Below are 26000 nucleotides of genomic sequence, written 5' to 3' on the forward strand. Positions count from 1 at the left end.
AACATATTTGATAACTGTATAATAAACATAATATTTTCAACTAATAAATTTCTTTATCGGGATAAAAAGGAGAATGATTTATACATAGAAGAAATTTATTAAGCATGAAGAATGAGTGAGGTAGGGTATGAAAAAAATATTTAGCAGTCTTCCAGTGAAATTATTGATTGGTATTGTTATTGGAATTATCTTTGGACAGATTTTCCCGGAAAATGTAATGAGCGTTGTTGTCCCATTAAAGAATATTCTGGGACAGGTCATTAACTTTGTAGTACCGTTAATTGTCATCGGATTTATTGCACCGTCTATTACAAAGCTTGGAAATAATGCGTCACGTATGCTTGGAGTTGCACTTATGGTTGCATATACGTCGTCCGTACTGGCAGCACTTCTTTCTATGGGAGCTGGATATGCAATTATTCCGAATCTTCCGGTTGTGTCAGAGATTGAAGGCTTAAAAGAATTGCCGGAAGATGTTTTTGGTCTGACTATTCCGCAGATTATGAATGTCATGAGTGCTCTTGCATTTTCCATTTTAATCGGACTTGCGGCAATCTGGACAAAAGCAAAGACGATCATTACTATTTTAGATGAGTTCCAAAATATTGTACTTGCAATTGTGTCAAAGATTATTATTCCAATTCTTCCAGTGTTTATTGCATTTACATTCACTTGTTTATCATATGATGGAACTATTACAAAGCAGCTTCCGGTATTTGTCAGTGCGGTCGTAATCGTTATGATCGGACATTATATCTGGCTGACAGTGCTGTATGTTGTAGCAGGAGTCTATTCTGGAAAGAATCCAATTGAAGTCGTAAAGCATTATGGACCGGCTTATATTACAGCAGTTGGAACGATGTCTTCTGCCGCAACACTTGCAGTTGCGCTTCGGTGTGCGAGAAAATCTAAAGTTTTAAGAGAAGATATGGTGGATTTTGGTGTACCGTTGTTTGCAAATATCCATCTGTGCGGATCCGTATTGACGGAAGTGTTTTTCTGTATGATCGTGTCCAAGGTATTATATGGTACATTACCAGATATTCAGACATTGGTACTGTTCTGCGTCCTGCTTGCGATTTTCGCCATTGGAGCCCCTGGAGTTCCAGGAGGAACGGTAATGGCATCATTGGGACTCATTACAGGCGTTCTTGGATTTGGCGATGACGGTACAGCATTGATGCTTGCAATCTTCGCACTTCAGGATAGCTTCGGAACAGCCTGCAATGTAACAGGAGACGGAGCGTTGACATTATTCCTGACCGGTTATGCCGAAAAACATGGAATAGAAAAGCAGAACATATCTGTGGAATTATAGATTGTTGAGGCATTCTTGAATTTTAGAAAATGAAAACATATCAATGGTATGAGAATAAGAAAATGGAGAGTGGAACAAAACCACTCTCCATTTCTATATGCAAAGAAACTAAAAACTAATTTAAATATGTAACAAGATCATCCTGTCTCTTAGCAGCCTCGCGCTCTTCATCAGGATATCCCATTCCTACCATTCCGACAACCTGCATGTCTTTGTCAATTCCAAGACCTTCCAGGTAATCAGCAACTTCTGCTTTGTCTCCACAGTATTTTAACTGGTTGATCCAGCATGCACCAAGTCCAAGTGAGTGTGCTGCAAGAAGCATATTTTCAATCGCGCATGAGCAGTCGCTGACTCCGTTGACAGCTTCTTTCTCACATGCAACAAGTACAATTGTCTTTGCTCCGTACAATGTGTAAGCAGGGTTCTCCATTCCCTTTGCTACAACATCCTGAAGACTCTTGATAGAATCTGCATTCTGCATTACATAGAATCGGTATGTCTGTAAGTTCTTGCCGCTTGGAGCGTAAGTTCCTGCTTTGACAATCTCATCTACGAGATCCTTTGGAACGTCCTGCTCTTTGAATTTACGAATAGATCTTCGAGTATAAATGTTATTCAATACTTCGTTCATGATTACCTCTCCTTTTAAAATAATTAACCTTTTTATCTAAAGTACAGTATAATATTAAAAACAAGAAAAATCATTGTCTATTTTAGATAAAAATACGAAAAATAATTTGTAAATATAGACAAAATGGGTAGATATGTACATTGTTAAGAAATGAACAAAATGTTATACTAGTAATATTAAGGATTGAAGAAGTGCATAGCACAAAAAAATCCGTGGGTAGCGAAAAAATGAATCATGCATCAGTCCGCAAAGGCGCGGGGGAGGAAGAGAAAATGTCAGATTTGAAATTTACTTGTACTGGTTGTCGCAATGGCTGTGTGATTACAGTCTGTTATAATGAGGAAGGTTATCCAGATGTGAAAGGCAATGGCTGTATGCGCGGCGTATTGTATGCAAATGACAAAGTAAGAGCAATGGATGAGAAAGAGACGGACAAGTAAGATGTTAAAATCATATGTTGCATTTGACATAGAGACGACTGGACTTAGCCCGGAGCACAATGAGATTATTGAGATTGGTGCATTGAAAGTACGGGAAGGAAAAGTTGTTGACCGTTTTATTCGTTTTATTGAACCGGAGGCCGGGATACCTCCGATGATTACGCAACTGACCGGAATTACAAATGATATGGTAGAAGGAGCAGGGAACTGCGGCGAAGTATTGCCGGAGTTCCTTGAATTCTGCGAACAGGATACGCTGATCGGACATAATGTGCAGTTCGACTTCAGCTTTGTGAAGACAAAAGCAAAAGAACTTGGTTACACTTATGATCATATGGGAATTGATACACTTAAGATTGCCAAAGTTGTTCACGCAGACCTTCCATCCAGAAAGCTTGGCGCACTCTGCGAATACTATCATATCGAAAATGTGGCGGCGCACCGGGCATATCATGATGCTCTGGCAACCGCAAAACTGTATCAGTCTATGGCGCATTTTTATGAGGAAAAGGAACCGAAGGTTTTTAAACCACAGCCCTTGGCATATAAGGTGAAGAAAAAAGAACCGATAACCGCAAAACAGATCGCATTTCTCACAAGGCTTATGCAACAGAAGAATATTTCTATAGAAATGGACATACATACACTGACAAAGAGTGAGGCTTCCAGAGAAATCGACCGGATTTTATCCCGGCCGTAATGGAAGTGAGAAACCAATATGGAATACAGTCTGACAGGCTGATGTATTGACAGTAATTATCAGATGTGTTAGATTGTAAAAGTAATAGTTAAAGATACAAAAGAATAAAAAATGTGTGAGGTGTCAGTCAGAGAAAGATATTATAAAAAGTTATTTATCTGGCTGATGAAAAGGGAAACAGGTGTGAATCCTGTACGAACTCGTCACCGTATTTTGCGAGCTTTGAATCCTACATGCCACTGGGAGACCGGGAAGGCTGATTTTAGAGCGCCTGAGCAATAAGCCGGGATACCTGCCTTTCACAGTACAGGAACATATTTGTTCAGGCCACGAGGAACTGGCAGTACGAAATACATAGAAAGGCTATTTGACGGAAGGAAGATAATTTCGTCAATAGTTTGTTTTGCGTACTCTCTGTTCATTTTTTAATGGCAGGGATTTTTTATTATATGAATTTCTATGTAATAAGAAACCTCCGGAAAAATTATTTTGTATCTTAGAAAAAAATGGAGGATGGAAAGATGAAGAAAAAATTGGTAGTCGTATTACTTACTGCAGCTATGAGTATGTCTCTGCTTGCAGGATGTGGAGGAAATTCAGGAAGTTCTGACGCAAAGAGTGATGCAAAGACAGAGGATACGAAGGAGGACAGCGATCAGGTGGCAGCAGACAAGGTGGCAAAACTGATTGATGATATCTATGTTCAGGAGAGAACTGACAAGACAGATGAACAGTGCAAAGAAGCTAAGGAAGCCTGGGACGCATTAACAGATGCCCAAAAAGAATTAGTAGAAGGTGAAAACGCAGATCCTGATTACTTCGGAAGAGATACAGGTGACGCTTCGAAAGATGATCCGTTAAATCAGGACGAGATTGGTGAGAATGAACTTCTTGTTGTAAGTTTTGGTACATCATTCAATGACAGCCGTACAAAAGATATCGGTGGAATTGAGAAAGCACTTCAGGCTGCTAATCCAGACTGGTCAGTAAGAAGAGCATTTACAGCTCAGATCATCATCAATCACGTACAGGCCCGTGATGATGAGAAGATCGACAACATGGAGCAGGCGCTGGAGCGTGCAGTAGACAATGGAGTTAAAAACCTTGTTGTTCAGCCGACACATCTGATGCATGGCGCAGAGTATGATGAGTTATCAGAGACAGTGGAAAAATATAAAGATAAATTTGAATCTGTAAAGATTGCTGAGCCTCTTCTCGGCGAAGTTGGAGCAGATGCAACAGTTATCAATGCAGACAAAGAAGCAGTTGCAAAAGCAATCACAGACGAAGCAGTTAAGACAGCAAACTATGACAGCATTGATGCAGCAGCCGAAGATGGAACCGCATTTGTATTCATGGGACATGGAACTTCACACGTTGCAAATGTAAGTTATGATCAGATGCAGACACAGATTGAGCAGCTTGGATATAAGAATGTATTTATCGGAACTGTAGAAGGTGAGCCGGAAGATACAGAGTGTCAGGCAGTCATTGAGAAAATCAAAGAGGCCGGATATAAGAAAGTAATCCTTCGTCCACTGATGGTTGTTGCAGGAGATCATGCGAACAATGATATGGCAGGAGACGATGATGATTCATGGAAGAGCCAGTTTGAAGCGTCAAAAGCATTTGACAGTGTAGAATCACAGATTGCAGGTCTTGGAGAGATTGATGCAATTCAGCAGATTTATGTAGCACATACAAAAGCTGCAATTGAAGCTAAATAGTTGACAGGTCAGATTTTCAGAGTACAATTATAAAGAAAAATAATTAGAAAAGAGAGAATGGACATGTTAAAAAAGAAATTATTAGTTTTATTACTTTCCGCCAGTATGGCAATGACAATGCTTGCCGGATGCGGAAGTAATACGGATAAGAAAGATGACACAAAAACAGAAGCTTCCAAAGATGATGCGTCAGAAGCAAAGACTGACAGCAAAGATGCGAAGGAGCCTGAGCTGGAAGATGGAACTTATAAGGTAGATTTTAATACAGACAGCGGTATGTTCCACGAGAATCCGGACTATAATGACGGAAAAGCAACGCTGACTGTTAAAGATGGTAAGATGACAGTACATATTACATTGAATTCTAAAAATATCGTACAGTTATTCTTAGGCTCAGCAGAAGATGCACAGAAAGACGGGGCAGATCTGATTGATCCGTCAGAGACAACAGAGATTACTTATTCTGATGGTTCCGCGCCAAAGGAAGTATATTCCTTTGACGTACCGGTACCGACACTGGACGATGAATTTGATCTGGCATTGATTGGAACAAAGGGTAAATGGTATGACCATAAAGTCAGTGTGTCCAATCCGGAATTGGTACAGTAATAATCTTTATTTTGTAACAAAATGTGAAATGAATAGTATGTAATTGGAAACCTCTATCATGCAATAAAAAGAAAGCGTGATAGAGGTTTCTGTATTTTATCAGAACTTTATATGAAAAATTATCGTAATGCAACTGGAAAATGCATCCTTTTCCCAGGGTGTAATTTTCCTTCTTTTTATCCAAAGACAATGAAGAAGCTTGTGAAACTTCTGAAAGAACACGGAATCGGAGTTGCCTATGACTGTTGTGGAAAGCCGATTGCGGAGCTTGGACTGGAAGCTGATGAAAAGAGAATTATACAGCGTATTAATGATGAGTTTGAAAAAAGAGGCGTGGAAGAGGTTATCATGCTTTGCCCGAACTGTTATACATTTTTGAAACCCTATTTGAAGGTTAAAGTGACAGACATTTATGCAAAACTTGAAGAACTAGGAATCGGTGAGAAGAATCTGGAGTCCGGCAAAGTATTTTTGCCTTGTCTGGATCGTGAGAAAAGAGAGATTCTTGCATCAGCAGAGCGATTCGTGAAGGGAAATCTGGAATCGGTAAAAGGAGTACAGTGCTGTTGTCGGAGCAATGATCGTTCTTGGATTAAAATATGGACACTGCGAAGTGAAGCATATGGGGCAGAAGGATATTATGAATGCAAAACGTGCAGAATTTTTACAGAAATTCCAGGAAAAATATGCTGTCTGTAATTGTAAAGGGCTGTTAAAGCATGATATTTCCAAGCCGGAAGAGATGCAGAAGATTCTGGATGAAGGATTGTATTCAATTTGCAAGAGAACAACAAGTGCAGACCATTGATATTACAGGGGGAGTGCCAGAGATGAATCCGGAATATGAACATTTGATTGAATTTTATGCCAGACAGAAAGTAGAAATTGTATGTTCCCTGCCTTATTATAGGGCAGATCAGATGGATCGAGTACGGGGAACCGGTACATTTGACGGGGCAATACAAGTATTACAGAAATTAAATACACTTGGCTATGGAAAGAATCCTGAGTTGGTGTTGAACATGGTGTACAATCCGGCGGGAGCCTTTTTCCCACCGGATCAGACCGCTATGGAACTAGAGTATAAAGAGCATTTGGAAGCAGATTTTGGAATTGTGTTCAATGCCCTGTATACACTTTACAACAATCCAATGGGACGATTTGGAGCATTTCTCCGAAGATCCGGGAATCTTTCAGGGTATATGAAGAAGTTGTATGATGCTTTCAACCCGGCAACGGTGGAAGCTTTGATGTGTCGTTTTCAGATTTCGGTAGATTATGATGGAAAGCTGTATGACTGTGATTTTAACCTGGCAGCAGGGCTTCCGATCTTTTCGAAGGAGACCATAGCTGATTGGATAGGAAAACCTTACACAGCCCGGAAAATCCGGATGGATAAACACTGTTATGCCTGTACAGCAGGAGCCGGTTCAAGCTGAGGCGGCGCAACAGACTAAGCAGGCTGCTTAAAAAAGAAAAATTATGAATAAAAAGAGGAAAATGCAACAAAATGTTTCTTGCATTTTTCTCTTTTTTCGCGTATGATAATAATCACTCTAATTTATCTGAGAAAACTTCTGCCAGGTCGAAGAGAATCAGAATTTGTCACAATTTGAAATCACACCGATAATTTCAAAAAAGTAATACAGATGGGAGGAATGCGGATGGGCGAAAGGGAAGCTTACGAGGTGCTTCGCCTGATCGAACATAATCAAAAATGTTATATCAGCTCTGATTATGTAGAAGGAAAGTCACTTATTCAGTGGTTGAAATATCACCCGAACCTTACAAAAAAACAATTATTTTTATGGATCCGTGATCTTGCAGATCAACTGGAGTGCATACATAAGTGCCGGGGAAACCCTTGTTACCAGTATGTGAATCCGTACAGCGTGATCGTCACGGAGGATATGACACTACATTTTCTTGATATGAGTGTGGAATCCAATGAAAAAATGCTGGTTCAGATGAATCGAAGAAGTGTGAGGGAGAACTTTCTTCCACCTGAAGTCAATTATTATCAGGCTGCTAGCATTGAATTAGATATATACGGACTAGGCAGGACAATTCAGTACCTGTTGTCAGTAACAGACCCGATCCCGGAATTAACCAGACGGGAGACGGTAAAGTTTCAAAAAATAATATCCAGATGCCTGGATGGGCATTCAAAACGGGCATTTAAGCAGATGTCCGAAATTCAAAAAGAAATTCCAAATGTAACAGAGAAGAAAAGTAAAGATAGACGAATATGGACGAAAAAAAGAACGGTTATGGCAATGATAAGTATTTGTGTATTCGTAGCCGCAGTAAGTGTCCGGGTCATTCAGAAAAAAGGAGATGAGAAGAACACAGAACTTAAGATGGAAAGTTCAGACGGTTTAAATATGTCAGAAGTTTCAGAGCGCGAAGCATTCGTAGAAGCGCAGAGATCCATGGGATTGTTGTATTTTCTGGAGCTGGAAGATTACGAAAAAAGTATTCAGGCGTTTGAAGATGCCAGGGAAGATCAGATGTCGGAAAATCTGGCTGTATTAGTGCGGTATGTGGCTGGGATAGAAGATAAAGAGAGCAGCAATGAGAAAAAGGAATATGCAAATGAAAAGAAAATAGAGAACATATTCAGGAAAATCGAGGAGTGGATGCCGGACGATTCAAGGCTGGATTATGAGCGCTGTCTGATTCGGGGCTATGCAGTGGAGGAATCGGAAGAACATGCAAAAGCAATCTTAAGAATTGGTAAGAAAATTCTGGATGAGAAGCCAGAGGAGAGACTGGTAAAAGAATGTACTTCTTATATGGCTTCTGCGGCTGAAACGGCAAGAGACTGGGATATGGCTTTGGAAATGTATACAGATATGCTTGAGTGGGAAGAGGAGTCGAAGAAAGAAGATATTTATCAGAAGCTTGTGAAAATACAGGGAGAAAAAGGCTTAAAAGATCAGGCACTTGAAATATGCAGGAAAGGAGCGGAAGAATTAAAAGATTCAAAGCAGCTTAGAATTCTTTATATGCGTATGCAGTGTTCAGATTCAGATATTTCCAGAGAAATTTGTGCACAGACAGTAAAAGAGTATTTGAATCAGATCCCGGAAATTAAGGAAGAAACAGAATTTCAAAAATTGGCACAGGAATACGGAATAGTCATGGAAGGAGAAAATGTATGGGTAGGAAGATAAGAACCGGAGCGTTATTGATATTAGTCCTGGTAATGATTTATACACAGCAGGCAGTTATTTATGCGCAGAATGAGGCAGAAAAAAACATGAAAAAGACAACAGAATCGGAAAATTCAAATGGAACTAATGGAGAAGACAAGGAACCAGAGAAGCCAGGAGGGGAAGAAGGGGATAAAGAACCAGAGAAGCCAGGAGGGGAAGAAGGGGATAAGGAACAAGAGAAGCCAGGAGGGAAAGATGAAGACAAAGACAAGGAACCGGAGCAGCCCGAGATTAAGAGATATGAGCTGGAAATCTCCAAGGCTGATGGAAAGAATGGATATTATCTATCAAAGCCGTCCGTTATGATCACACATAATGGCGCCTATGGAACAACTGTGTACGAATTAAAACATGGGGAAGATACTTTGTTACAGGGGAGAATAAAATACATAGTATCACAAGAAGCAGAAGAGCAGAAAACCAAGATTTCTCTTGAGGGTGAAGTATTTGAGGAAGGAAAAAATATTTTACATGTCTTTATGGAAGATGAAGAAGGCAATGTGATTCCGGAATATGATGAGACAATAGAAATACTGATAGATACACAAAGTCCGACAGTGACCTTGGAGGCGCCGGAAGGATTTTCTACCTGGTATCAGAAGGAAGCGTGGATTCGTGTGGTATCAGAAGATGGTGCATGGGGAAGCCAGGTTGATACGGTTACATGTTATGTTGGGAATAAAATTATTGGAAAATCAAAGGAGAATCAGTCAGAGTTTTTAATCACACAGACTTCAAAAAGTGGAGAAGGTGTGCCGGTAACAGTGACTGTCACAGATCAGGCAGGTAATAAAACGGAGAAAACGCAGAAGTTATACATTGACAGTCTGGCACCGACAGTAAGTTTAACAGGGGCAGCCGATTATCTGATTACCAGTCAGCCCGTGACGATAGAATACCAGGCAACTGATGAAAATAAATTAGAAAGCTGTCGGGCAGTGATTGATTATGAAAAACCGGAAGGAGAGAAAAAAACGGAGGTCATAGATTCGGAAGAAAAGTGGAGTTTAGAGAACGGATCCGCAAGTCTTGTAAAGACATTTCAGGAAGATGGAATCTATAAAACCAGTGTACAGGCTGTGGATAAGGCAAAACAGAAGTCAGAACATTTCCTGCAATTTATGATTGATACTAAGAATCCAGTGATAAAGATGGTGGACGAACTGCAGGGGAAGTATCTGAAAAAGTTTTCATGGGATTATCCGGTGGATGTATTTATCAAGGACTTTACGACATTTGTCCATCAGATCCAGATGGACGGAAGGTTATATCCGATTGGGACAGAGATTGATACGGAGGGGCGTCATACATTACAGGTAAATGCCATAGATGCCGCAGGAAATGAAGCGGTGGCAAGAGCGGAATTCGTAATAGATCACACACCTCCGAAGATTCAGTTTTATCAGGTGGAGGAAGGGGCACAGTATGAAGGAATCCTGAACTTTCAAGTAGATTCCAGAAAAAAAGAAGACTGGATAGAAGAAGTGTTGATTAATGGAAAAAGGCAGACATTAAAAAAAGAAGACGGGAAGTATACATTTCAGATTACAAATCCAGGCGAATATGAAGTAAGCGTGACAGCAGCGGATCTGGCAGGGAATGAAGCAGAAGAAAATATATCATTTGAAATCGTTCCAGAGAAGACGATATTGGAAAAGGCGGCAGCGCCAATTCAAAAAATATTATCTGGAAAGACAGAAAAGGAGCAGAAAAATCGGCAAGGAGAAAAAGAAAACCGTCATTTTGCCACGTTGAAATGGATTGTGATTGGAAGTATAATAACAATACTATTAATAATAATCGGTGTGGTATTGTGTAGACGCAAAAAAGACAGTGCGAAAGAGGAACAGGCAGACGAAGAATAATATATAAAGGTTCATAAAAGGGAGGATGCCGGGTAACCGCTAAGCGGCACCCGGCACGTATTATGAAAAAGTTTATTCAAAATGTATTACTGAACTTCTGTTATTGATGATTTTATTATATGTAAGAGTTGTGGAGAAACAATGTTAAAGAGATGAAAGAATTTTAAAATAAACATGAACAAACTATGAACGTAAGGAAGTTTATTATTTCTTAATAAAATTCACAGAATTGTTAGCACTCGATGAAAAAGAGTGCTGATTTTCTATTGACTTTTAAAAAGCAAGGGATTATCATAGATTTAATCGGGGAGATTTCAAGATTTTGTATTTGCTTACTTATGAGTAAGTTCATGTAGGTTTCGATTTTATCCCTGGCATCAAAAACACAAATGATTAAATCAGCTTAAAATATCAGAAACAGGAGTGATTAGAATGGAAGCAAAAAAAGGTAGTCTTTCAATCAGCAGTGAAAACATTTTCCCAATTATTAAAAAATGGGTATATTCTGACCATGACATTTTTGTCAGAGAGATGATTTCCAATGGCTGTGATGCCATTACAAAATTGAAAAAACTGGATGTAATGGGTGAATACCAGTTACCGGATGATTATAAGGCATCAATTCATGTAGAAGTGAATCCGGAAGAGAAGACTTTGAAGTTCATTGATAATGGTCTTGGTATGACAGCAGAGGAAGTTGAAGAATATATTACTCAGATTGCATTTTCAGGAGCTACAGAGTTCCTTGAAAAATATAAAGACAAGACAACAGAAGACGATATGATCGGTCATTTCGGACTGGGATTCTATTCTGCATTCATGGTTGCAGATGAAGTTCATATTGACACATTATCTTACAAAGACGGAGCAACACCGGTACGCTGGGTAAGTAATGGTGGAACGGAATACGAGATGACAGAAGGAGACAAGCAGACTGTAGGATCTGAGATTACATTGTATCTGAACGATGATTGCCTGGAGTTTGCGAACGAATATCGTGTAAGAGAAGTTATCCAGAAGTATTGTTCCTTTATGCCGGTAGAGATTTTCTTATCAAAGGCAAATGCAGAGCCAGAGTATGAGACAATTGACGAGGCAGACCTGAAAGAGGACGATGAGGTTGTTGAGCACATTCATGAAGATGCCAAGACCGAAGAAAAAGAGAATGAAAATGGTGAAAAAGAAGTTGTAGAAGTATCACCTGCAAAAGATAAAGTAAAGATTAAAAAGCGTCCGGAATCCTTAAGTGATATTCATCCGCTCTGGACAAAACATCCGAATGAGTGCAGTGATGAGGACTACAAAGAGTTTTACCGCAAAGTATTTCTGGATTATAAAGAGCCGTTGTTCTGGATTCATCTGAACATGGATTATCCGTTCAACTTAAAAGGTATCCTGTACTTCCCGAGAATTAATACAGAATATGATTCTATTGAAGGAACGATCAAGCTGTATAATAACCAGGTATTTATTGCAGATAATATTAAGGAAGTCATTCCGGAATTCCTGATGGTATTAAAGGGAGTTATTGATTGCCCGGATCTTCCACTGAATGTATCACGTAGCGCTCTTCAGAATGATGGATTTGTAGGCAAGATTGCTGAGTACATTTCCAAGAAAGTTGCAGACAAGCTTGCAGGTATGTGCAAGACAAAACGTGAAGATTATGAGAAATACTGGGACAGCATCAGTCCATTTATAAAATTTGGCTGTCTGAAAGATGAGAAGTTCTGTGACAAGATGAAAGATGCAGTTCTCTTTAAGGATATCGACGGAAAATATCTGACACTGAAAGACTGCGTAGAAGCAAATGGTGGAGAGCTGAAAGAACTCGATAAAAATGCGGCACCAGACAATGCCGAGGAAAATGCAGAAGAGAAGAAGACAACTATCTATTATGTAACAGATGAGATTCAGCAGAGTCAGTATATCAATATGTTCCGTGCACAGGGACAGGATGCAGTTGTACTGAAACACAACATTGATTCTCCGTTCATTACACAGCTTGAGCAGCGCTATCAGAATGTTCAGTTCCAGAGAATTGATGCAGATGTTACAGATAATGCAAAAGAGGAAGTTGCTGAAGACGAAAAGGAAGCATTCCAGAAGACTGTAGACAGTCTGACTGCAACATTCCGCAAAGAGCTTGGTAATGACAAGCTGGATGTGAAAGTTGAGAAACTGAAAGACAGCAATGTAGCTTCTATTATGACATTATCAGAGCAGAGCCGCCGTATGCAGGAGATGATGAAGATGTATGGAATGGATTCCATGGGAATGGATATGGGTGGAGAGAATACCCTGATCCTGAACGCAAATCATCCACTGGTACAGTATGTACAGAAACATGAAGATGGAGAAAATACATCTTTGATCTGCAAGCAGTTGTATGATCTGGCTATGCTGGCACATAAGCCATTAAATCCAGAAGAGATGACAGCATTTGTTCAGAGAAGCAATGATATTATGATGCTTCTGACAAAATAGATTCAATATAGGATCCATAGTGATATAAGTATAAAAGAACCTGCCTCACAATTTTGGGGCAGGTTCTTTTATACGGTTTTATTCTGAATGCTCTATTCTACTGGAAGTATGGTATCGATTAATGAAGTAATCTCAGAATCTTCGGCACCGGCCGCTGACAGTGTTTTGAAGTTCAGAGAAACGGTAACCGTTGTCTGTGCACCATAAGTTGGTGCAGCAGCGTATTTTTCCATCAATTCTACAAGAGCACGATCTACTTCTTCCTCAGAATAGTAAGTTCCGGTTTCGAGTTCATTCATAGCACTTTGGAAGCTTGTATTCGGAGTTACGGTTACATCAATAATGTAATTGAATAATCCGTCCTGTTTCTTTGGTGTTCCAACAGAATACTGACAGTTATTACAGATTGCTTTCAGTGCGGCGCTGTAACGCTCTGTGTATGAGGCGCTGAGCTCTTCCGGTGGTGCGTACATAGAACTTTCTAATTGAGACTGGACAGAAGACTCGTCTTCGCCAGTATGTTTTGCATATTCAGCCACATCATTTTTAAACAGTGCATTCAGACAGGATGTGAGGTAATCCTGAGCGTCCAGTATCTCGCATACACTGTCATATGGTGCCATAATGTTATCCATAGTAGCAGAGAATAATTTCTGTAACTGCTCGTCATCTAGGATGTAACCGTCTTTTGACTTCTTAACCTCCAGTGTAAGTTGAGTGGAGTCCTCGTAAGAAGGAGAGCTTTTTACAGCTTCCGTTGTTTTTTCGAGAAGCTTTGTCATCTCGGCATTCAAGTCTGTAGAAGAGATGGCCGGACTATATTTTTCGCAAATGTTTTTCGTCGTTGCTTCAATATCCAGTGGAGTAAAAGTAAGCTGCACGGAATAACGTTCATCGTCAATTTTTTTAGCACCATTTATCTCAAATTCTACGGCATTAAATGATGCCTGAAGGAACTTAAGATAAGAATCTTTTAGCTCGTCCGGAAACTGAAGTACATATGTTTCGTTCTCATCTGAAATTCCCTGTTCCAGAAAAGAAGATAGAGAAGACGGATCCTCTTTTTTTATAGAAGTGATCAAATCTCCTACATACTTGTCTGCGGTCTCACCGCTGGCACATCCGCCAAGTAACAACGCAAAGATAAGCGTTAACACAAGGCATAAATGCTTTTTTTTCATTGTTTCTTCCTCCGTATTCAGATAAATATAAAACCATGTATGAAAATGGTTAAATAGTTATTTATAATATACCACAAATAAGACTGGAAAAACATCATTATTTTTTATATAATAGTTGTGAAAGCGCATAGCGCGTAGTAATCGGTAATCATATGATGATATAATCAATTATGTGATTGGATCAGTTACTAGAATACTTGTGGAGGAGAATATTCATGGAAATGTTGAATCTTGAAAAAGAATTACAGAGTAATTCCTACCCGGGACGTGGAATTATTATTGGTAGAAGTGCGGACGGTACGAAGGCTGTGACCGCATATTTTATTATGGGAAGAAGTGAGAACAGCAGAAACCGCGTGTTCGTAGAAGACGGAGAAGGAATCCGTACACAGGCATTTGATCCGTCAAAGCTTACAGATCCAAGTCTGATCATTTATGCACCGGTGCGTGTGCTTGGTAATAAGACCATTGTGACGAATGGCGACCAGACAGACACGGTTTATGAAGGCATGGACAAGCAGCTCACTTTTGAACAGTCACTGAGAAGTCGTACATTTGAGCCGGACGGACCGAATTATACTCCTCGTATTTCCGGAATCATGCATATTGAGAATGGAACATACAACTATGCAATGTCTATTTTAAAGAGCAACAATGGTAATCCGGAGAGTTCACACCGCTATACCTTTGCATATGAGAATCCAGCAGCAGGAGAGGGACATTTTATCCATACATACAAGTGTGATGGTAATCCACTTCCAAGTTTTGAAGGGGAGCCAAAGCTTGTCAGCATTCCGGATGATATGGAAGCATTTACAGATCTTGTATGGAACAGTCTGAATGCAGATAATAAAGTTTCACTTTTTGTGCGTTATATTGATATTGCAACCGGAACTTATGAGACAAAGATCATAAATAAGAATCAGTAGGAGGAATATCATGAAAGAACTGGAATTAAAATATGGATGTAACCCGAATCAGAAACCATCCAAGATTTATATGAAGAATGGAAAGGATCTTCCGATTCAGGTATTGAACGGCAGACCAGGATATATCAATTTCCTGGATGCATTTAACGGATGGCAGTTAGTCAGTGAGCTTAAGAAAGCTACAGGACTTCCGGCTGCAACATCATTTAAGCATGTATCACCTGCAGGAGCTGCAGTGGGACTTCCGCTTGATGAGACATTGGCTAAGATTTACTGGGTAGATGATCTTGGTGAACTGTCACCGCTTGCAAGCGCTTACGCAAGAGCAAGAGGTGCAGACCGTATGTCATCTTTTGGTGATTTTATTTCACTTTCTGATGTCTGTGATGTCGATACAGCAAAACTTATCAAGAGAGAAGTATCTGACGGCGTGATCGCTCCTGGATATGAGCCGGAAGCGCTTGAGATTCTGAAGGAGAAGAAAAAAGGTAATTACAATGTTATTCAGATCGATCCGGATTATGTACCGGATCCGATTGAACATAAAGAAGTATTTGGAATTACATTTGAGCAGGGAAGAAATGAATTAAAGATCGACAATGACTTCTTCTCCAACATTGTTACAGAGAATAAAGAACTGACAGATCAGGCTAAAATTGATCTTGCAATTTCCATGATCACTTTGAAATATACACAGTCCAATTCTGTATGCTTCGTAAAAGATGGACAGGCAATCGGAATTGGTGCCGGACAGCAGTCCAGGATTCATTGTACAAGACTTGCCGGACAGAAAGCAGATAACTGGTGGTTAAGACAATCTCCACAGGTTATGAATCTTCCATTTGTAGATCATATCCGTCGTGCTGACAGAGACAATGCAATTGATCTTTATATCGGTGAGGATTATATGGATGTGCTTTCAGATGACGCATGGCCAAATATTTTCAAAGAAAAGCCGGAAGTATTTACAAGAGAGGCCAAGAGAGAATGGCTGGACAAACTGACAGGTGTCGCTCTTGGATCTGACGCCTTCTTCCCATTTGGAGACAACATTGAAAGAGCACACAAGAGTGGTGTTACATATATTGCACAGCCTGGTGGTTCTGTAAGAGATGACAATGTTATCGATACATGTAACAAATATAACATGGTGATGTCATTCACAGGTATTCGTCTGTTCCATCACTAAGAAAAAAGAATATAGAATAATTAAGAAGAACACTTTCTGAAAAATGTAGATTTTTTGGAAGGTGTTCTTTTCTATATTGTAATCTTATGGCAGATGAAATAATCTTTCGGAGAAAAAACATTTTCTATCAGAGAGTGAGAATGTATGCGACATATTTTTATAAATGTAGCATTTGGATAACGTTTCCCACCTTTTGTACATTCCTTTCTTTTTCATGTTTTAATACAATGATGTCAAGGGACGGAACAAAACTTTTTTACTTATTTGTGAGCAAATGCATGAGAAGTGAAAGGTTTTGTTCATCACAACATAATTAAGAGTACAAGGCAGGTGATGGTTATGTCTGTTCTTGAGATTGTAATAATCTCAGCAGGATTGTCTTTAGATGTATTTGTAGCGATGGCTTATATGGGGGCTGGATTTTCAAAGATTAATAAGAAAAATCTATTTGGTTTATGCCTGCTTTTCGGAGGTGTTCAATGGGGGTGTCTGATTGTAGGAAATCTGCTTATTCTGTTGCCGATATTCCGGGATTCTTCAAATTCAAGTTCACGAATTGCAGATCACTGGGAGGCAGTGACAGTTCTGATATTTATAGGATTAGGCATATATATGATCTGGAAGGGACTTAAGAAGCGAAACATTCTTGAACAGCGCAATGATGAAATTGACTGGAAGAAAACGACATTTTTGGCACTTATTACAAGTGTAGATGCATTTCTTGCGGGAATTGGAATGGGGTTTTTGGAAGCGCAAATGATCCACCAGTCACTGACGATTTTCCCAATTACAGTACTGAGTGTAATTGGTGGTGTATATGTAGGATATAGGCTTGGTACAGTGCATAATAGTCAAGCATATCTTGCAGGTGGCGCATTGTTCCTGATTGCAGGAGTAGATGTAGTGATTCAATATTGCATGTATTGATGTGCAATGTTGATAATCAGCTCAAATATTGAAAAAATAAGATATACGAGGAGGAAATGTGATGTGGGTACATTGACACATAAGGCTGCCAGAGCAGCGTATGGAACCGCGATTGATGCAGTGTTAAAACATGTGAAGAAAGATCGTGAAAAAGGTCTTTTGGAACTGGTAGATCTGACAGAAAAATATATGGGAGACAATTTCCAAAAAGAAAATTATGAGGCTACACGTAAGATGATTCAAGATCCAGATAATAAATGGGTAAAATATGTCAACCACATGATTGATGAATTGGATCCATATGTCATTCGTCAGACTGCATTGAATCTGGGATATGAGGCAGCATTTTACGGAACAAAGACAATCCGTGAAATGCGTAAGAAATATGACTGTAATATCCCGTGGCTGATTCTTATGGATCCGACCAGTGCCTGTAATCTGCACTGTACCGGCTGCTGGGCGGCAGAATATGGAAATCGGCTGAATCTTACATACAATGACCTGGACAGTGTTATTACACAGGGAAAAGAGCTTGGAATTTACTTCTATATGTATACTGGAGGAGAACCGCTTGTCAGAAAAGATGACATTATAAAGTTGTGTAAGAAACATAATGATTGCGCATTCCATGCATTTACGAATGGAACACTGGTTGATGAAGCATTTTGTGAGCAGATGAAAGAAGTCGGCAATCTGTCTCTTTCTATCAGTCTGGAAGGATTTGAGGAAGTTAATGATCTCAGAAGAGGCGCAGGTGTGTATGAAAAAGTATTGCATGCTATGGATCTGCTGAAGGCTTCCGGTCAGATTTTTGGAACATCTATCTGTTATACAAGTAAGAACATTGAGACAGTTACGTCCGATGAGTTCCTGGATATGATCATTGAAAAAGGATGTAGATTTACATGGTATTTCCATTATATGCCGGTAGGAAATGATGCGGCAGTGGAACTTTTACCGACAAAAGAGCAGAGAGAATATATGTATCACAGAGTTCGTAAGATTCGTTCCACGAACGGTGGAAAACCTATTTTTGCTATGGACTTCCAGAATGATGGTGAATTTGTAGGCGGTTGTATTGCAGGGGGAAGAAATTATTGCCACATTAATCCGAACGGAGATGTGGAACCGTGTGTATTTATCCATTATTCTGGAGCCAATATAAAAGAAGTATCTTTATTAGATGCGCTCAGACAGCCGCTTTTTATGGCATATCGGGATCATCAGCCATTTAACTGTAATCATTTAAAACCATGTCCGATGCTGGAAAATCCGGAATTGCTGCAACAGATGGTACATGAGACAGGTGCCAAATCCACAGATCTTCAGTCACCGGAAACAGTGGAGCATCTGTGTGGCAAATGTCATACTTACGCGAAGTGTTGGTCAGAGTGTGCGGATAAACTTTGGAGCGAGCATCCGCGTGAGGCGAAAGGCTATCAGAATTATAAATAGAAATAAACAATGGACTTGGTATTTCATGGAGGGGTGAAATACTGAATCTTATATTTTAGGCACAGGTTCCGTCTTGTTTAGAACACGGAATCTGTGTTATAATAATTCACAGATTATGTTGTGAGGAAGAGATAATCATGGAACGCAAGGGCGAGATGACAAAAGCGCTTCTAGGGCAGAAATTCAAAGAACTGGTCGTGAAGAAATCTTTTGATAAGATTACGATTAAGATGATCACGGATGAAGCAGGGGTAATACGCCCGACATTCTATAATTACTTCCGGGATAAATATGAAGTAATGGAATGGCTTTTGTGGGAAGATGTATTTAGCAGTGCGACGGAACTTGTGAAGATGAATATGGCAAGGTCTGCATTGGAGATGATATTTAAAAAGATTGCTGCGGATAAAGAATATTATGCACGGGTATTTGAAGTGAAGGGGCAGAATTCCTTTGAAGATATGCTATATCACAACATCTGTAATCTGGTGCATGTAGTCGTGGAGCGTAATCCGATACATATTAAAGAAGGAGAAATCATAAGCAAAGAGACATTTTTGCAGTATGAGGCTATGACCCTGGTCAATGGGATCAAGTATTGGATCTCAAAGCACAGGAATGAGATATCGGCAGAAGAAGCGGTAAAGTTTTATGAATTTTTAGTCAGTCATTCACTGATCGATATTATTGGACAGGACACTATAGACAAGGTAATTAATTAACGGAGAAAAAATGAGCCGGAAGGCTTGTATGGCTTCGGGACTTACCTTGTCTTTTTTATATGGAAATGTTATACTTTTTATTCACAGAAAGGTGGAGCAGATATATGAATAAATATGACGTAATTATTATAGGTGCAGGGCCTTCCGGTATTTTCTGTGCTTATGAATTAATGAGACAGAAACCGGATATGAAAGTGTTAATGATTGAGAAGGGACGCTCTATCGAGAAGCGTCAGTGCCCGAAACGCACGACAAAGGTCTGTGTAGGTTGTAAGCCATGCTCTATCACAACAGGATTTGCGGGAGCAGGCGCATTTTCCGATGGAAAGCTATCTCTGTCACCAGATGTAGGGGGAACTTTGCCGGAGATCCTTGGCTATGAGAAGGCGGAAGAACTGATCAAAGAAGCAGACAATATATATCTGAAATTCGGGGCAGATGAGAAGGTCTATGGAATTGACGATTACGAAGCTATCGAGAGGATCCGGGCGAAAGCAATTCGTGCCAATCTCAAACTGATCGAATGTCCGATCCGCCATCTTGGAACTGAGGAAGGATATAAGATTTACACAAGACTGCAGGAACATTTGCTGGCTTCAGGTGTAGAGATCAAATTCATGACTATGGTACAGGATATCATAATCGAGGATGGTGTGGCAAAGGGGGTCGTCACAGACAAAGAGGAAACTTACTATGCGGATGAAATCGTATCAGGTATCGGACGAGAAGGCTCAAGCTGGTTTGAAGGAATCTGTAAAAATCATGGTATTAAAACACAGAATGGTACTGTTGATGTAGGTGTCCGGGTAGAAGTCCGCGATGAGATCATGAAGGAACTCAATGAGAAGCTTTACGAGGCAAAACTTGTATACTATACACCAACATTTGACGATAAGGTACGCGTATTCTGCACGAACCCTTCCGGAGAAGTGGCAACAGAGTACTACGATAACGGACTTGCAGTTGTCAATGGTCATGCTTATAAGTCAAAAGACATGAAGACAAAGAATACGAATTTTGCACTCCTTGTATCTAAGAATTTTACGGAGCCTTTTAAGTCACCAATCGAATATGGTAAGCATATAGCCCAGCTTGGAAATATGTTAAGCGACGGCAAAATCCTGCTTCAGCGTTATGGTGATTTCAGAAGAGGACGAAGAACAACTGCAGAAAGATTACAGAGAAACAATATTACACCGACATTGAAAGATGCTGTGCCTGGAGATTTATCACTGGTATTCCCGCATCGTATCATGGTCGCGATAGATGAGATGATTAAGGCACTCGATAAAGTAACACCTGGAATTGCATCGGATGAGACTTTGCTTTACGGCGTGGAAGTAAAATTTTATTCGAATAAAGTCGTAGTGAACGATAAATTTGAGACAAATATCAAGAATCTGCGCGTTATGGGAGATGGAGCATCTATCACAAGAGGACTTCAGCAGGCATCTGCAAATGGTATCTGCGTGGCAAGGGAAATCTGCAAAAAGATGAACGTATAAGGTAAAGCAGGAAAATATACCAAAAGGTTGTCGAATAAAGAATAAAACAGTATAATAAGAAAAAATACTGTATTTGTCTGAACCAAAGAAGTTCAAAAAATCTGATCATTTATGAGAAAATGTATACAGATTATGAATTTTCAATTTAGACAGATAAGATTAAAAAGTAATTGGGAGATAAGAAAAATGGGTAAATATTTTGGAACAGACGGTTTTCGTGGAGAGGCAAATGTAGTTTTAACAGTAGAGCACGCATTTAAAGTGGGACGTTTTCTTGGCTGGTATTACGGACAGGATCACAAAGCAAAGGTTGTGATCGGAAAAGATACAAGGCGTAGCAGCTATATGTTTGAGTACGCGCTCGTTGCCGGACTGACTGCATCAGGAGCGAATGCATATCTTCTTCACGTAACAACAACACCGAGTGTTTCTTATGTGACAAGAACAGAAAACTTTGACTGTGGAATTATGATTTCTGCAAGCCATAATCCATTCTATGATAACGGAATTAAAGTGATCAATGGAAAAGGACACAAGCTGGAGGCAGAGGTAGAAGCTAAGATTGAAGCATATATCGATGGAGAGATTGACGAACTGCCGTTGGCAAAAAAAGAAGATATTGGTCGTACCGTTGATTACGCAGCAGGAAGAAACCGTTACATCGGATATCTGATTTCACTTGCAACAAGATCATTTGAGGATATGAAAATCGGACTTGACTGTTCTAACGGTAGTGCGTTTATGATTGCCAAGAGTGTCTATGATGCACTTGGAGCAAAGACTTATGTAATCAACTGTGAGCCGGACGGAACGAACATCAATACCAATTGTGGATCTACTCACATTGAAGTCCTGCAGCAGTATGTAAAAGAGAATCATCTGGATGTAGGATTCGCTTATGACGGAGATGCTGACAGATGCATTGCTGTCGATGAGAAAGGAAATGTGATCGACGGAGATTTGATCCTTTATGTTTGCGGAAAATATCTCATGGAGAATGGACGCCTGAATGGTGACACCATCGTTACAACTGTAATGTCAAACCTGGGACTTTATAAAGCATGTGACAAGATTGGCATGAAGTATGAAAAGACAGCAGTCGGAGATAAATATGTCTATGAAAATATGTGCAAGAATAACTTTTCTCTTGGAGGAGAGCAGTCCGGACATATTATTTTCAGCAAACATGCAACAACAGGTGATGGAATCCTGACTTCACTTATGATCATGGAAGTAATTCTGGAGAAGAAAATGAGCCTTTCCAGATTGGCAGAGCCTGTAAAGATCTATCCACAGCTTCTTCAGAATGTCCGTGTGGCAGATAAGAAGACAGCACGCGAGAATCCGGAGGTTATAAAGGCAGTTGACAATGTAGCAGCAGAACTTGGTGATGAGGGACGTATCCTTGTCCGCGAGAGTGGAACAGAACCTGTAATCCGTGTCATGGTAGAAGCTGCGACAGATGAACTGTGTGCAAAATATGTGGCACAGGTAGTCGATGTTATGAAAGCAGAAGGATTGGCAGTAGAGTAAAACATATTTTTCGGCAGGGCATGCATGATTTGCAGGACAATGGATTTATGCCAACAAAATGAAGTGTGGGCGATTTAAAGAAATCAATTTGCAGTAAGACTCAGGAGGAAAAATAAATCAGGTCATAAAGAGAGGGGGAGCGGTATGAAAAAAATAGATTTCCCGGTCGGAATATCAGATTTTTCGAAGATACGAGAAAATGAATACTATTATATCGATAAAACGGGACTGATCTGTGAAGTATTGAAGAACCCTGGAACAGAAGTGACACTGATTACACGTCCGAGACGTTTTGGAAAGACCCTTGGAATGAGTATGCTGGCTGAATTTTTCGATATAGAAAAAGACAGCAGAAAAATATTTCAAGGGTTGGAAATTTCCAATCATGAGAAATTGTGTCATGCATGGCAGAACCAGCGGCCGACTGTATTTCTCACATTTAAAAATGTAGATGGTTTAAGTTTTGACAGTGCTTATGGACAATTGAAATATGAAATTGGACGATTATATGAAGAATATGCATATCTTTTAGATAGCGAACATATAAGCGACAATGAGCGGCAGATATATGAGAGAATAAGAAAACAGGCAGCAGGAGAAGTGGAAGTGACAAGGTCATTACAGCTGCTCCTTCAGCTCATGAACAAATATTATGGGAAACAGGCAATTCTTTTATTAGATGAGTATGATGTTCCTTTGGCAAAAGCAAGCAGTCATGGGTATTATGAACAGATGCTGGAAGTTATCAAAGCGATGATGACGACCGCACTAAAAGATAATGCAGCACTTTGTTTTTCAATTGTGACTGGCTGCCTTCGAATCTCCAAAGAAAGCATTTTTACAGGAACAAATAACTTTGTTCTGGATACAATTACAGATGCAAGATTGGATGAATATTTCGGATTTACGCAGAAAGACGTTGATAAAATCTTAAGCGATGCAGGAGTTACAGAATATGCCGGACAGGTGAAAGAATGGTATGACGGTTATCATTTTGGCGAATGTGATGTATATTGTCCATGGGATGTAATGAATTATTTTCAGGAGCTTCAACATAATCCGGATGCAAAACCGGCAAGTTACTGGAAGAATACAAGTGATAATGCAGTAATCCGATCATTTATTGATCATGCAGGAAGCAATATCACAGAAAAGTTTGAAACACTTCTTGGCGGTGGAAGTATTGTTCAGAAGGTGGATGAAGGAATCACATATGATTATTTGAACTCATCAGAGGAGAATCTTTGGAGTCTTTTATATCTGACTGGATATCTGACAAAAGCAAAAGATGATGAATACAGCGGTACATTGCCAGAAGAAACATACGCACTCAAGATTCCAAATGTAGAAATCAGGGAGATATTTGAGACGACCATAAAAAGATGGTTTGAGGACAGTGCAAAAATCTGGGATAGAAAACATCTGTTTGATGCAGTGTGGGAAGGAGATAGCGAAGAAATCACTCTGGAAATGAGCAAACTTCTCCGAAAGACAATCAGTTATCATGATTACAGAGAAGATTTTTATCATGCATTTCTCGCAGGCATATTTGCCGGAGCCGGTTATATGGTGGAATCGAATAAAGAGCACGGCGAAGGACGCAGTGATGTTGTGGTCTATGATTCAATGAATGCCAGAGTTGCAATATTTGAAGCAAAGTATTCAAAAAGTCGTGAAGAAATGGAGCGGGATTGCAACCGGGCAATCGAGCAGATTAATAAAAAAATGTATGCGTCAGAATATGAAGATGATTATGATGAAATCTTGTGCTATGGAATTTCATTTTTCAAGAAAAGATGCTTTGTAAAAAAGAAATAAAAATGATTCAAGCCCTGGTGTTGTGCCGGGGCTTTTAGTATGATTTGGCAGATTTGGCGCATACTATCTCTACGAAAAGGAGGGCATCAGTATGTATAAATATCTGCCAATAACAGATGTATACGCAAGAGAAATATTAGATTCCCGCGGGAATCCGACGATAGAAGTGGAAGTGCTGGCAGGAGATGAATTTTGCGGACGGGCAAGTGTACCGTCGGGCGCTTCCACAGGTCAGTTTGAAGCACTGGAATTACGTGACGGGGAAAAAAGATACGCCGGGCTTGGTGTGGAACGGGCGGTAGATCATGTGAATGCAAAGATTGCACCTGGTATTATCGGAATGAACGTATTCGACCAGGCAGCTTTAGATACATTTCTTATAGGTTTAGATGGTACAGGGGATAAATCAAACTTGGGAGCCAATGCTATGTTAGGCGTATCCATGGCAACAGCAAGGGCGGCGGCGACTGCGATAGGACTTCCACTCTATTCCTATCTTGGCGGGGCAAATGCAAAGCGTATGCCGGTTCCGATGATGAATATTATGAACGGTGGCAGACATGCCGACAACACCATTGATATTCAGGAATTTATGATTATGCCGGTAGGAGCGAAAAACTTTAAAGAAGGACTTCGTATGTGTGCAGAAATCTATCATTCTCTGAAAAAATTGTTGAAAAAAGAAGAATTATCCACCGCTGTTGGGGATGAAGGTGGATTTGCCCCGAACCTTCCGGATGCCCAGGCAGCACTTGCCTATATCGTGCGTGCAACGGAAGAAGCTGGATATAAGGCAGGTGAGGAAGTATCACTGGCACTTGATGTGGCAGCAACAGAACTTTATGATAGAAGCTTTAAGAAATATGTGTTCGAAGGGGAAAGTAAGACAAAAGATTACAAAGTCATTCGGTCATCAGAAGAGCTGATCGATTATTATGAAGGGTTAATTGAACAGTTTCCAATTGTATCGATTGAAGATCCACTGGACGAAGAAGACTGGGATGGATGGGAGCTTCTGACAACAAGATTGGGATTGCACACACAGCTTGTTGGAGATGATCTGTTTGTGACAAACACAAAGAGATTAAAAAAAGGAATCGAAAAAGAAGTTGCCAATGCAATTCTCATAAAAGTGAATCAGATTGGAACACTGACAGAGGCACTGGATACGGTAGAGATGGCGCAGAAAGCCGGTTACAGAACGATTGTATCACACCGTTCCGGGGAAACAGCAGATACCTTGATAGCAGATCTTGCAGTAGCAGTAGGGGCAGGTCAGATCAAGACCGGAGCGCCATGTAGAAGCGAACGGGTAGAGAAATACAACCAGCTTCTACGGATAGAAGAACGGCTCGGAGATGTGGCAGAATATCAGAATCCATTCAAATAAAGTGCTTGCGAAATCTACCTTACTGTGCTAAACTAAGTATGGTTTTATCTACAGGAGGTGTGTGTAATGGATATTTTAAAAATTGTTCTTATGATTTTATTTGCAATAGATTGTATCGCATTGACAGCCATTGTACTGATGCAGGAAGGTAAGTCTGCAGGACTTGGAGCTATCAGCGGAATTGCTGATACTTATTGGGGTCAGAACAAAGGTCGTTCAATGGAAGGAGCACTTGTAAAGTCTACAAAGTTCCTTGCGATTCTGTTTGTTGTACTGGCAGCAGTGTTGAATTTGAAAGTATTTGCTTAAGAGAAGAGGAAAAGCACTCCTGTATAGGAGTGCTTTTTTTGACA

22 protein-coding genes, 1 pseudogene and 1 riboswitch are annotated in these 26000 nt (G+C 40.0%); of the genes and pseudogenes, 21 read left to right on the plus strand and 2 right to left on the minus strand.

The window, feature by feature from the left end; all coding sequences use genetic code 11:
• Positions 1-127: 127 nt before the first annotated feature.
• Positions 128-1318, plus strand: a complete 1191-nt coding sequence (locus LI149_RS08920; RefSeq protein ID WP_005334607.1) for a dicarboxylate/amino acid:cation symporter — start codon at positions 128-130, stop codon at positions 1316-1318.
• A 115-nt stretch (positions 1319-1433) separates the two neighbouring features.
• On the opposite strand, the gene LI149_RS08925 is transcribed toward LI149_RS08920, so the two are convergent.
• Complete coding sequence (locus LI149_RS08925) at positions 1434-1952, minus strand: nitroreductase (protein ID WP_022279402.1); 519 nt, start codon at positions 1950-1952, stop codon at positions 1434-1436.
• Between the two features lie 272 nt (positions 1953-2224).
• On the opposite strand from LI149_RS08925, the gene LI149_RS08930 reads away from it, so the two are divergent.
• From LI149_RS08930 to htpG, 10 genes and pseudogenes are all read left to right on the plus strand, one after another.
• Positions 2225-2392, plus strand: coding sequence for a hypothetical protein (locus LI149_RS08930; RefSeq protein WP_005336888.1), 168 nt, complete (start codon positions 2225-2227; stop codon positions 2390-2392).
• Between the two features lies 1 nt (position 2393).
• Entirely contained in the window at positions 2394-3092 is a 699-nt protein-coding gene (locus LI149_RS08935) for a PolC-type DNA polymerase III (RefSeq protein ID WP_173786192.1), read from the plus strand.
• A gap of 101 nt (positions 3093-3193) precedes the next feature.
• Positions 3194-3407: riboswitch (cobalamin riboswitch) on the plus strand.
• A gap of 206 nt (positions 3408-3613) precedes the next feature.
• A complete protein-coding gene (locus tag LI149_RS08940) occupies positions 3614-4819 on the plus strand; it encodes a sirohydrochlorin cobaltochelatase (protein ID WP_227143243.1) in 1206 nt (401 codons plus the stop codon).
• Positions 4820-4882: 63 nt separating this feature from the next.
• A complete protein-coding gene (locus LI149_RS08945) occupies positions 4883-5428 on the plus strand; it encodes a hypothetical protein (protein WP_181973968.1) in 546 nt (181 codons plus the stop codon).
• 111 nt (positions 5429-5539) lie between these two features.
• On the plus strand, positions 5540-6127 hold the full coding sequence (locus LI149_RS08950; protein WP_227143244.1) for a heterodisulfide reductase-related iron-sulfur binding cluster: 588 nt from the start codon (positions 5540-5542) through the stop codon (positions 6125-6127).
• The gene (locus LI149_RS15715; RefSeq protein WP_227143245.1) at positions 6051-6236 is read left to right on the plus strand and encodes a hypothetical protein; all 186 of its coding nucleotides are present in this window, start codon (positions 6051-6053) and stop codon (positions 6234-6236) included. Before LI149_RS08950 ends, LI149_RS15715 begins: the two co-directional genes overlap by 77 nt.
• Positions 6187-6867, plus strand: a pseudogene (locus tag LI149_RS08960) (DUF3641 domain-containing protein); the annotation flags it as partial. The gene LI149_RS15715 and the pseudogene LI149_RS08960, both read left to right, overlap by 50 nt.
• 225 nt (positions 6868-7092) lie before the next feature.
• Complete coding sequence (locus LI149_RS08965; protein WP_227143247.1) at positions 7093-8604, plus strand: hypothetical protein; 1512 nt, start codon at positions 7093-7095, stop codon at positions 8602-8604.
• The gene (locus LI149_RS08970; protein WP_227143248.1) at positions 8589-10511 is read left to right on the plus strand and encodes a hypothetical protein; all 1923 of its coding nucleotides are present in this window, start codon (positions 8589-8591) and stop codon (positions 10509-10511) included. The genes LI149_RS08965 and LI149_RS08970 overlap by 16 nt, the downstream gene beginning before the upstream one ends.
• Positions 10512-10943: 432 nt before the next feature.
• Complete coding sequence (htpG, locus tag LI149_RS08975) at positions 10944-12998, plus strand: molecular chaperone HtpG (RefSeq protein WP_029730761.1); 2055 nt, start codon at positions 10944-10946, stop codon at positions 12996-12998.
• A gap of 92 nt (positions 12999-13090) precedes the next feature.
• Here htpG and LI149_RS08980 read toward each other — a convergent pair whose 3' ends face one another.
• On the minus strand, positions 13091-14179 hold the full coding sequence (locus LI149_RS08980; protein WP_227143249.1) for a hypothetical protein: 1089 nt from the start codon (positions 14177-14179) through the stop codon (positions 13091-13093).
• A 215-nt stretch (positions 14180-14394) separates the two neighbouring features.
• On the opposite strand from LI149_RS08980, the gene LI149_RS08985 reads away from it, so the two are divergent.
• The 10 genes from LI149_RS08985 to secG all read left to right on the plus strand — a co-directional run bounded on the left by LI149_RS08985 (position 14395) and on the right by secG (position 25956).
• Positions 14395-15108 carry an IMP cyclohydrolase gene (locus LI149_RS08985; protein WP_005334561.1) on the plus strand — a complete coding sequence of 238 codons (714 nt, stop codon included), beginning with the start codon at positions 14395-14397 and terminating at the stop codon, positions 15106-15108.
• Between the two features lie 10 nt (positions 15109-15118).
• Entirely contained in the window at positions 15119-16297 is a 1179-nt protein-coding gene (locus LI149_RS08990) for a phosphoribosylaminoimidazolecarboxamide formyltransferase (protein WP_005334560.1), read from the plus strand.
• A gap of 285 nt (positions 16298-16582) precedes the next feature.
• On the plus strand, positions 16583-17224 hold the full coding sequence (locus LI149_RS08995) for a manganese efflux pump MntP family protein (RefSeq protein WP_227098418.1): 642 nt from the start codon (positions 16583-16585) through the stop codon (positions 17222-17224).
• Between the two features lie 63 nt (positions 17225-17287).
• Entirely contained in the window at positions 17288-18679 is a 1392-nt protein-coding gene (locus LI149_RS09000; RefSeq protein ID WP_173786174.1) for a radical SAM protein, read from the plus strand.
• A 137-nt stretch (positions 18680-18816) separates the two neighbouring features.
• Positions 18817-19401 carry a TetR/AcrR family transcriptional regulator C-terminal domain-containing protein gene (locus LI149_RS09005; protein WP_005334553.1) on the plus strand — a complete coding sequence of 195 codons (585 nt, stop codon included), beginning with the start codon at positions 18817-18819 and terminating at the stop codon, positions 19399-19401.
• Between the two features lie 65 nt (positions 19402-19466).
• Positions 19467-20906, plus strand: coding sequence for an NAD(P)/FAD-dependent oxidoreductase (locus LI149_RS09010; RefSeq protein ID WP_227968816.1), 1440 nt, complete (start codon positions 19467-19469; stop codon positions 20904-20906).
• Between the two features lie 186 nt (positions 20907-21092).
• A complete protein-coding gene (gene glmM / locus LI149_RS09015) occupies positions 21093-22439 on the plus strand; it encodes a phosphoglucosamine mutase (RefSeq protein WP_029730756.1) in 1347 nt (448 codons plus the stop codon).
• A 144-nt stretch (positions 22440-22583) separates the two neighbouring features.
• A complete protein-coding gene (locus LI149_RS09020) occupies positions 22584-24257 on the plus strand; it encodes an AAA family ATPase (RefSeq protein WP_173789747.1) in 1674 nt (557 codons plus the stop codon).
• 91 nt (positions 24258-24348) lie between these two features.
• On the plus strand, positions 24349-25647 hold the full coding sequence (gene eno, locus LI149_RS09025; protein ID WP_022279365.1) for a phosphopyruvate hydratase: 1299 nt from the start codon (positions 24349-24351) through the stop codon (positions 25645-25647).
• Positions 25648-25713: 66 nt separating this feature from the next.
• Positions 25714-25956 carry a preprotein translocase subunit SecG gene (gene secG, locus LI149_RS09030; RefSeq protein ID WP_005336987.1) on the plus strand — a complete coding sequence of 81 codons (243 nt, stop codon included), beginning with the start codon at positions 25714-25716 and terminating at the stop codon, positions 25954-25956.
• The last annotated feature ends 44 nt before the right edge of the window (positions 25957-26000 follow it).

The organism is Dorea sp. 210702-DFI.3.17, from assembly GCF_020560825.1.
Classification (GTDB): Bacteria; Bacillota; Clostridia; order Lachnospirales; family Lachnospiraceae; genus Dorea; species Dorea formicigenerans.

What these genes read in the sequence shown, in the direction of transcription:
- LI149_RS08920 (WP_005334607.1), top strand. Translation starts at nt 128, where the DNA reads ATGAAAAAAATATTTAGCAGTCTTCCAGTGAAATTATTGATTGGTATT.
- LI149_RS08925 (WP_022279402.1), bottom strand. Translation starts at nt 1,952, where the DNA reads ATGAACGAAGTATTGAATAACATTTATACTCGAAGATCTATTCGTAAA.
- LI149_RS08930 (WP_005336888.1), top strand. Translation starts at nt 2,225, where the DNA reads ATGTCAGATTTGAAATTTACTTGTACTGGTTGTCGCAATGGCTGTGTG.
- LI149_RS08935 (WP_173786192.1), top strand. Translation starts at nt 2,394, where the DNA reads ATGTTAAAATCATATGTTGCATTTGACATAGAGACGACTGGACTTAGC.
- LI149_RS08940 (WP_227143243.1), top strand. Translation starts at nt 3,614, where the DNA reads ATGAAGAAAAAATTGGTAGTCGTATTACTTACTGCAGCTATGAGTATG.
- LI149_RS08945 (WP_181973968.1), top strand. Translation starts at nt 4,883, where the DNA reads ATGTTAAAAAAGAAATTATTAGTTTTATTACTTTCCGCCAGTATGGCA.
- LI149_RS08950 (WP_227143244.1), top strand. Translation starts at nt 5,540, where the DNA reads ATGAAAAATTATCGTAATGCAACTGGAAAATGCATCCTTTTCCCAGGG.
- LI149_RS15715 (WP_227143245.1), top strand. Translation starts at nt 6,051, where the DNA reads ATGGGGCAGAAGGATATTATGAATGCAAAACGTGCAGAATTTTTACAG.
- LI149_RS08965 (WP_227143247.1), top strand. Translation starts at nt 7,093, where the DNA reads ATGGGCGAAAGGGAAGCTTACGAGGTGCTTCGCCTGATCGAACATAAT.
- LI149_RS08970 (WP_227143248.1), top strand. Translation starts at nt 8,589, where the DNA reads ATGGGTAGGAAGATAAGAACCGGAGCGTTATTGATATTAGTCCTGGTA.
- htpG (WP_029730761.1), top strand. Translation starts at nt 10,944, where the DNA reads ATGGAAGCAAAAAAAGGTAGTCTTTCAATCAGCAGTGAAAACATTTTC.
- LI149_RS08980 (WP_227143249.1), bottom strand. Translation starts at nt 14,179, where the DNA reads ATGAAAAAAAAGCATTTATGCCTTGTGTTAACGCTTATCTTTGCGTTG.
- LI149_RS08985 (WP_005334561.1), top strand. Translation starts at nt 14,395, where the DNA reads ATGGAAATGTTGAATCTTGAAAAAGAATTACAGAGTAATTCCTACCCG.
- LI149_RS08990 (WP_005334560.1), top strand. Translation starts at nt 15,119, where the DNA reads ATGAAAGAACTGGAATTAAAATATGGATGTAACCCGAATCAGAAACCA.
- LI149_RS09005 (WP_005334553.1), top strand. Translation starts at nt 18,817, where the DNA reads ATGGAACGCAAGGGCGAGATGACAAAAGCGCTTCTAGGGCAGAAATTC.
- LI149_RS09010 (WP_227968816.1), top strand. Translation starts at nt 19,467, where the DNA reads ATGTTATACTTTTTATTCACAGAAAGGTGGAGCAGATATATGAATAAA.
- glmM (WP_029730756.1), top strand. Translation starts at nt 21,093, where the DNA reads ATGGGTAAATATTTTGGAACAGACGGTTTTCGTGGAGAGGCAAATGTA.
- LI149_RS09020 (WP_173789747.1), top strand. Translation starts at nt 22,584, where the DNA reads ATGAAAAAAATAGATTTCCCGGTCGGAATATCAGATTTTTCGAAGATA.
- eno (WP_022279365.1), top strand. Translation starts at nt 24,349, where the DNA reads ATGTATAAATATCTGCCAATAACAGATGTATACGCAAGAGAAATATTA.
- secG (WP_005336987.1), top strand. Translation starts at nt 25,714, where the DNA reads ATGGATATTTTAAAAATTGTTCTTATGATTTTATTTGCAATAGATTGT.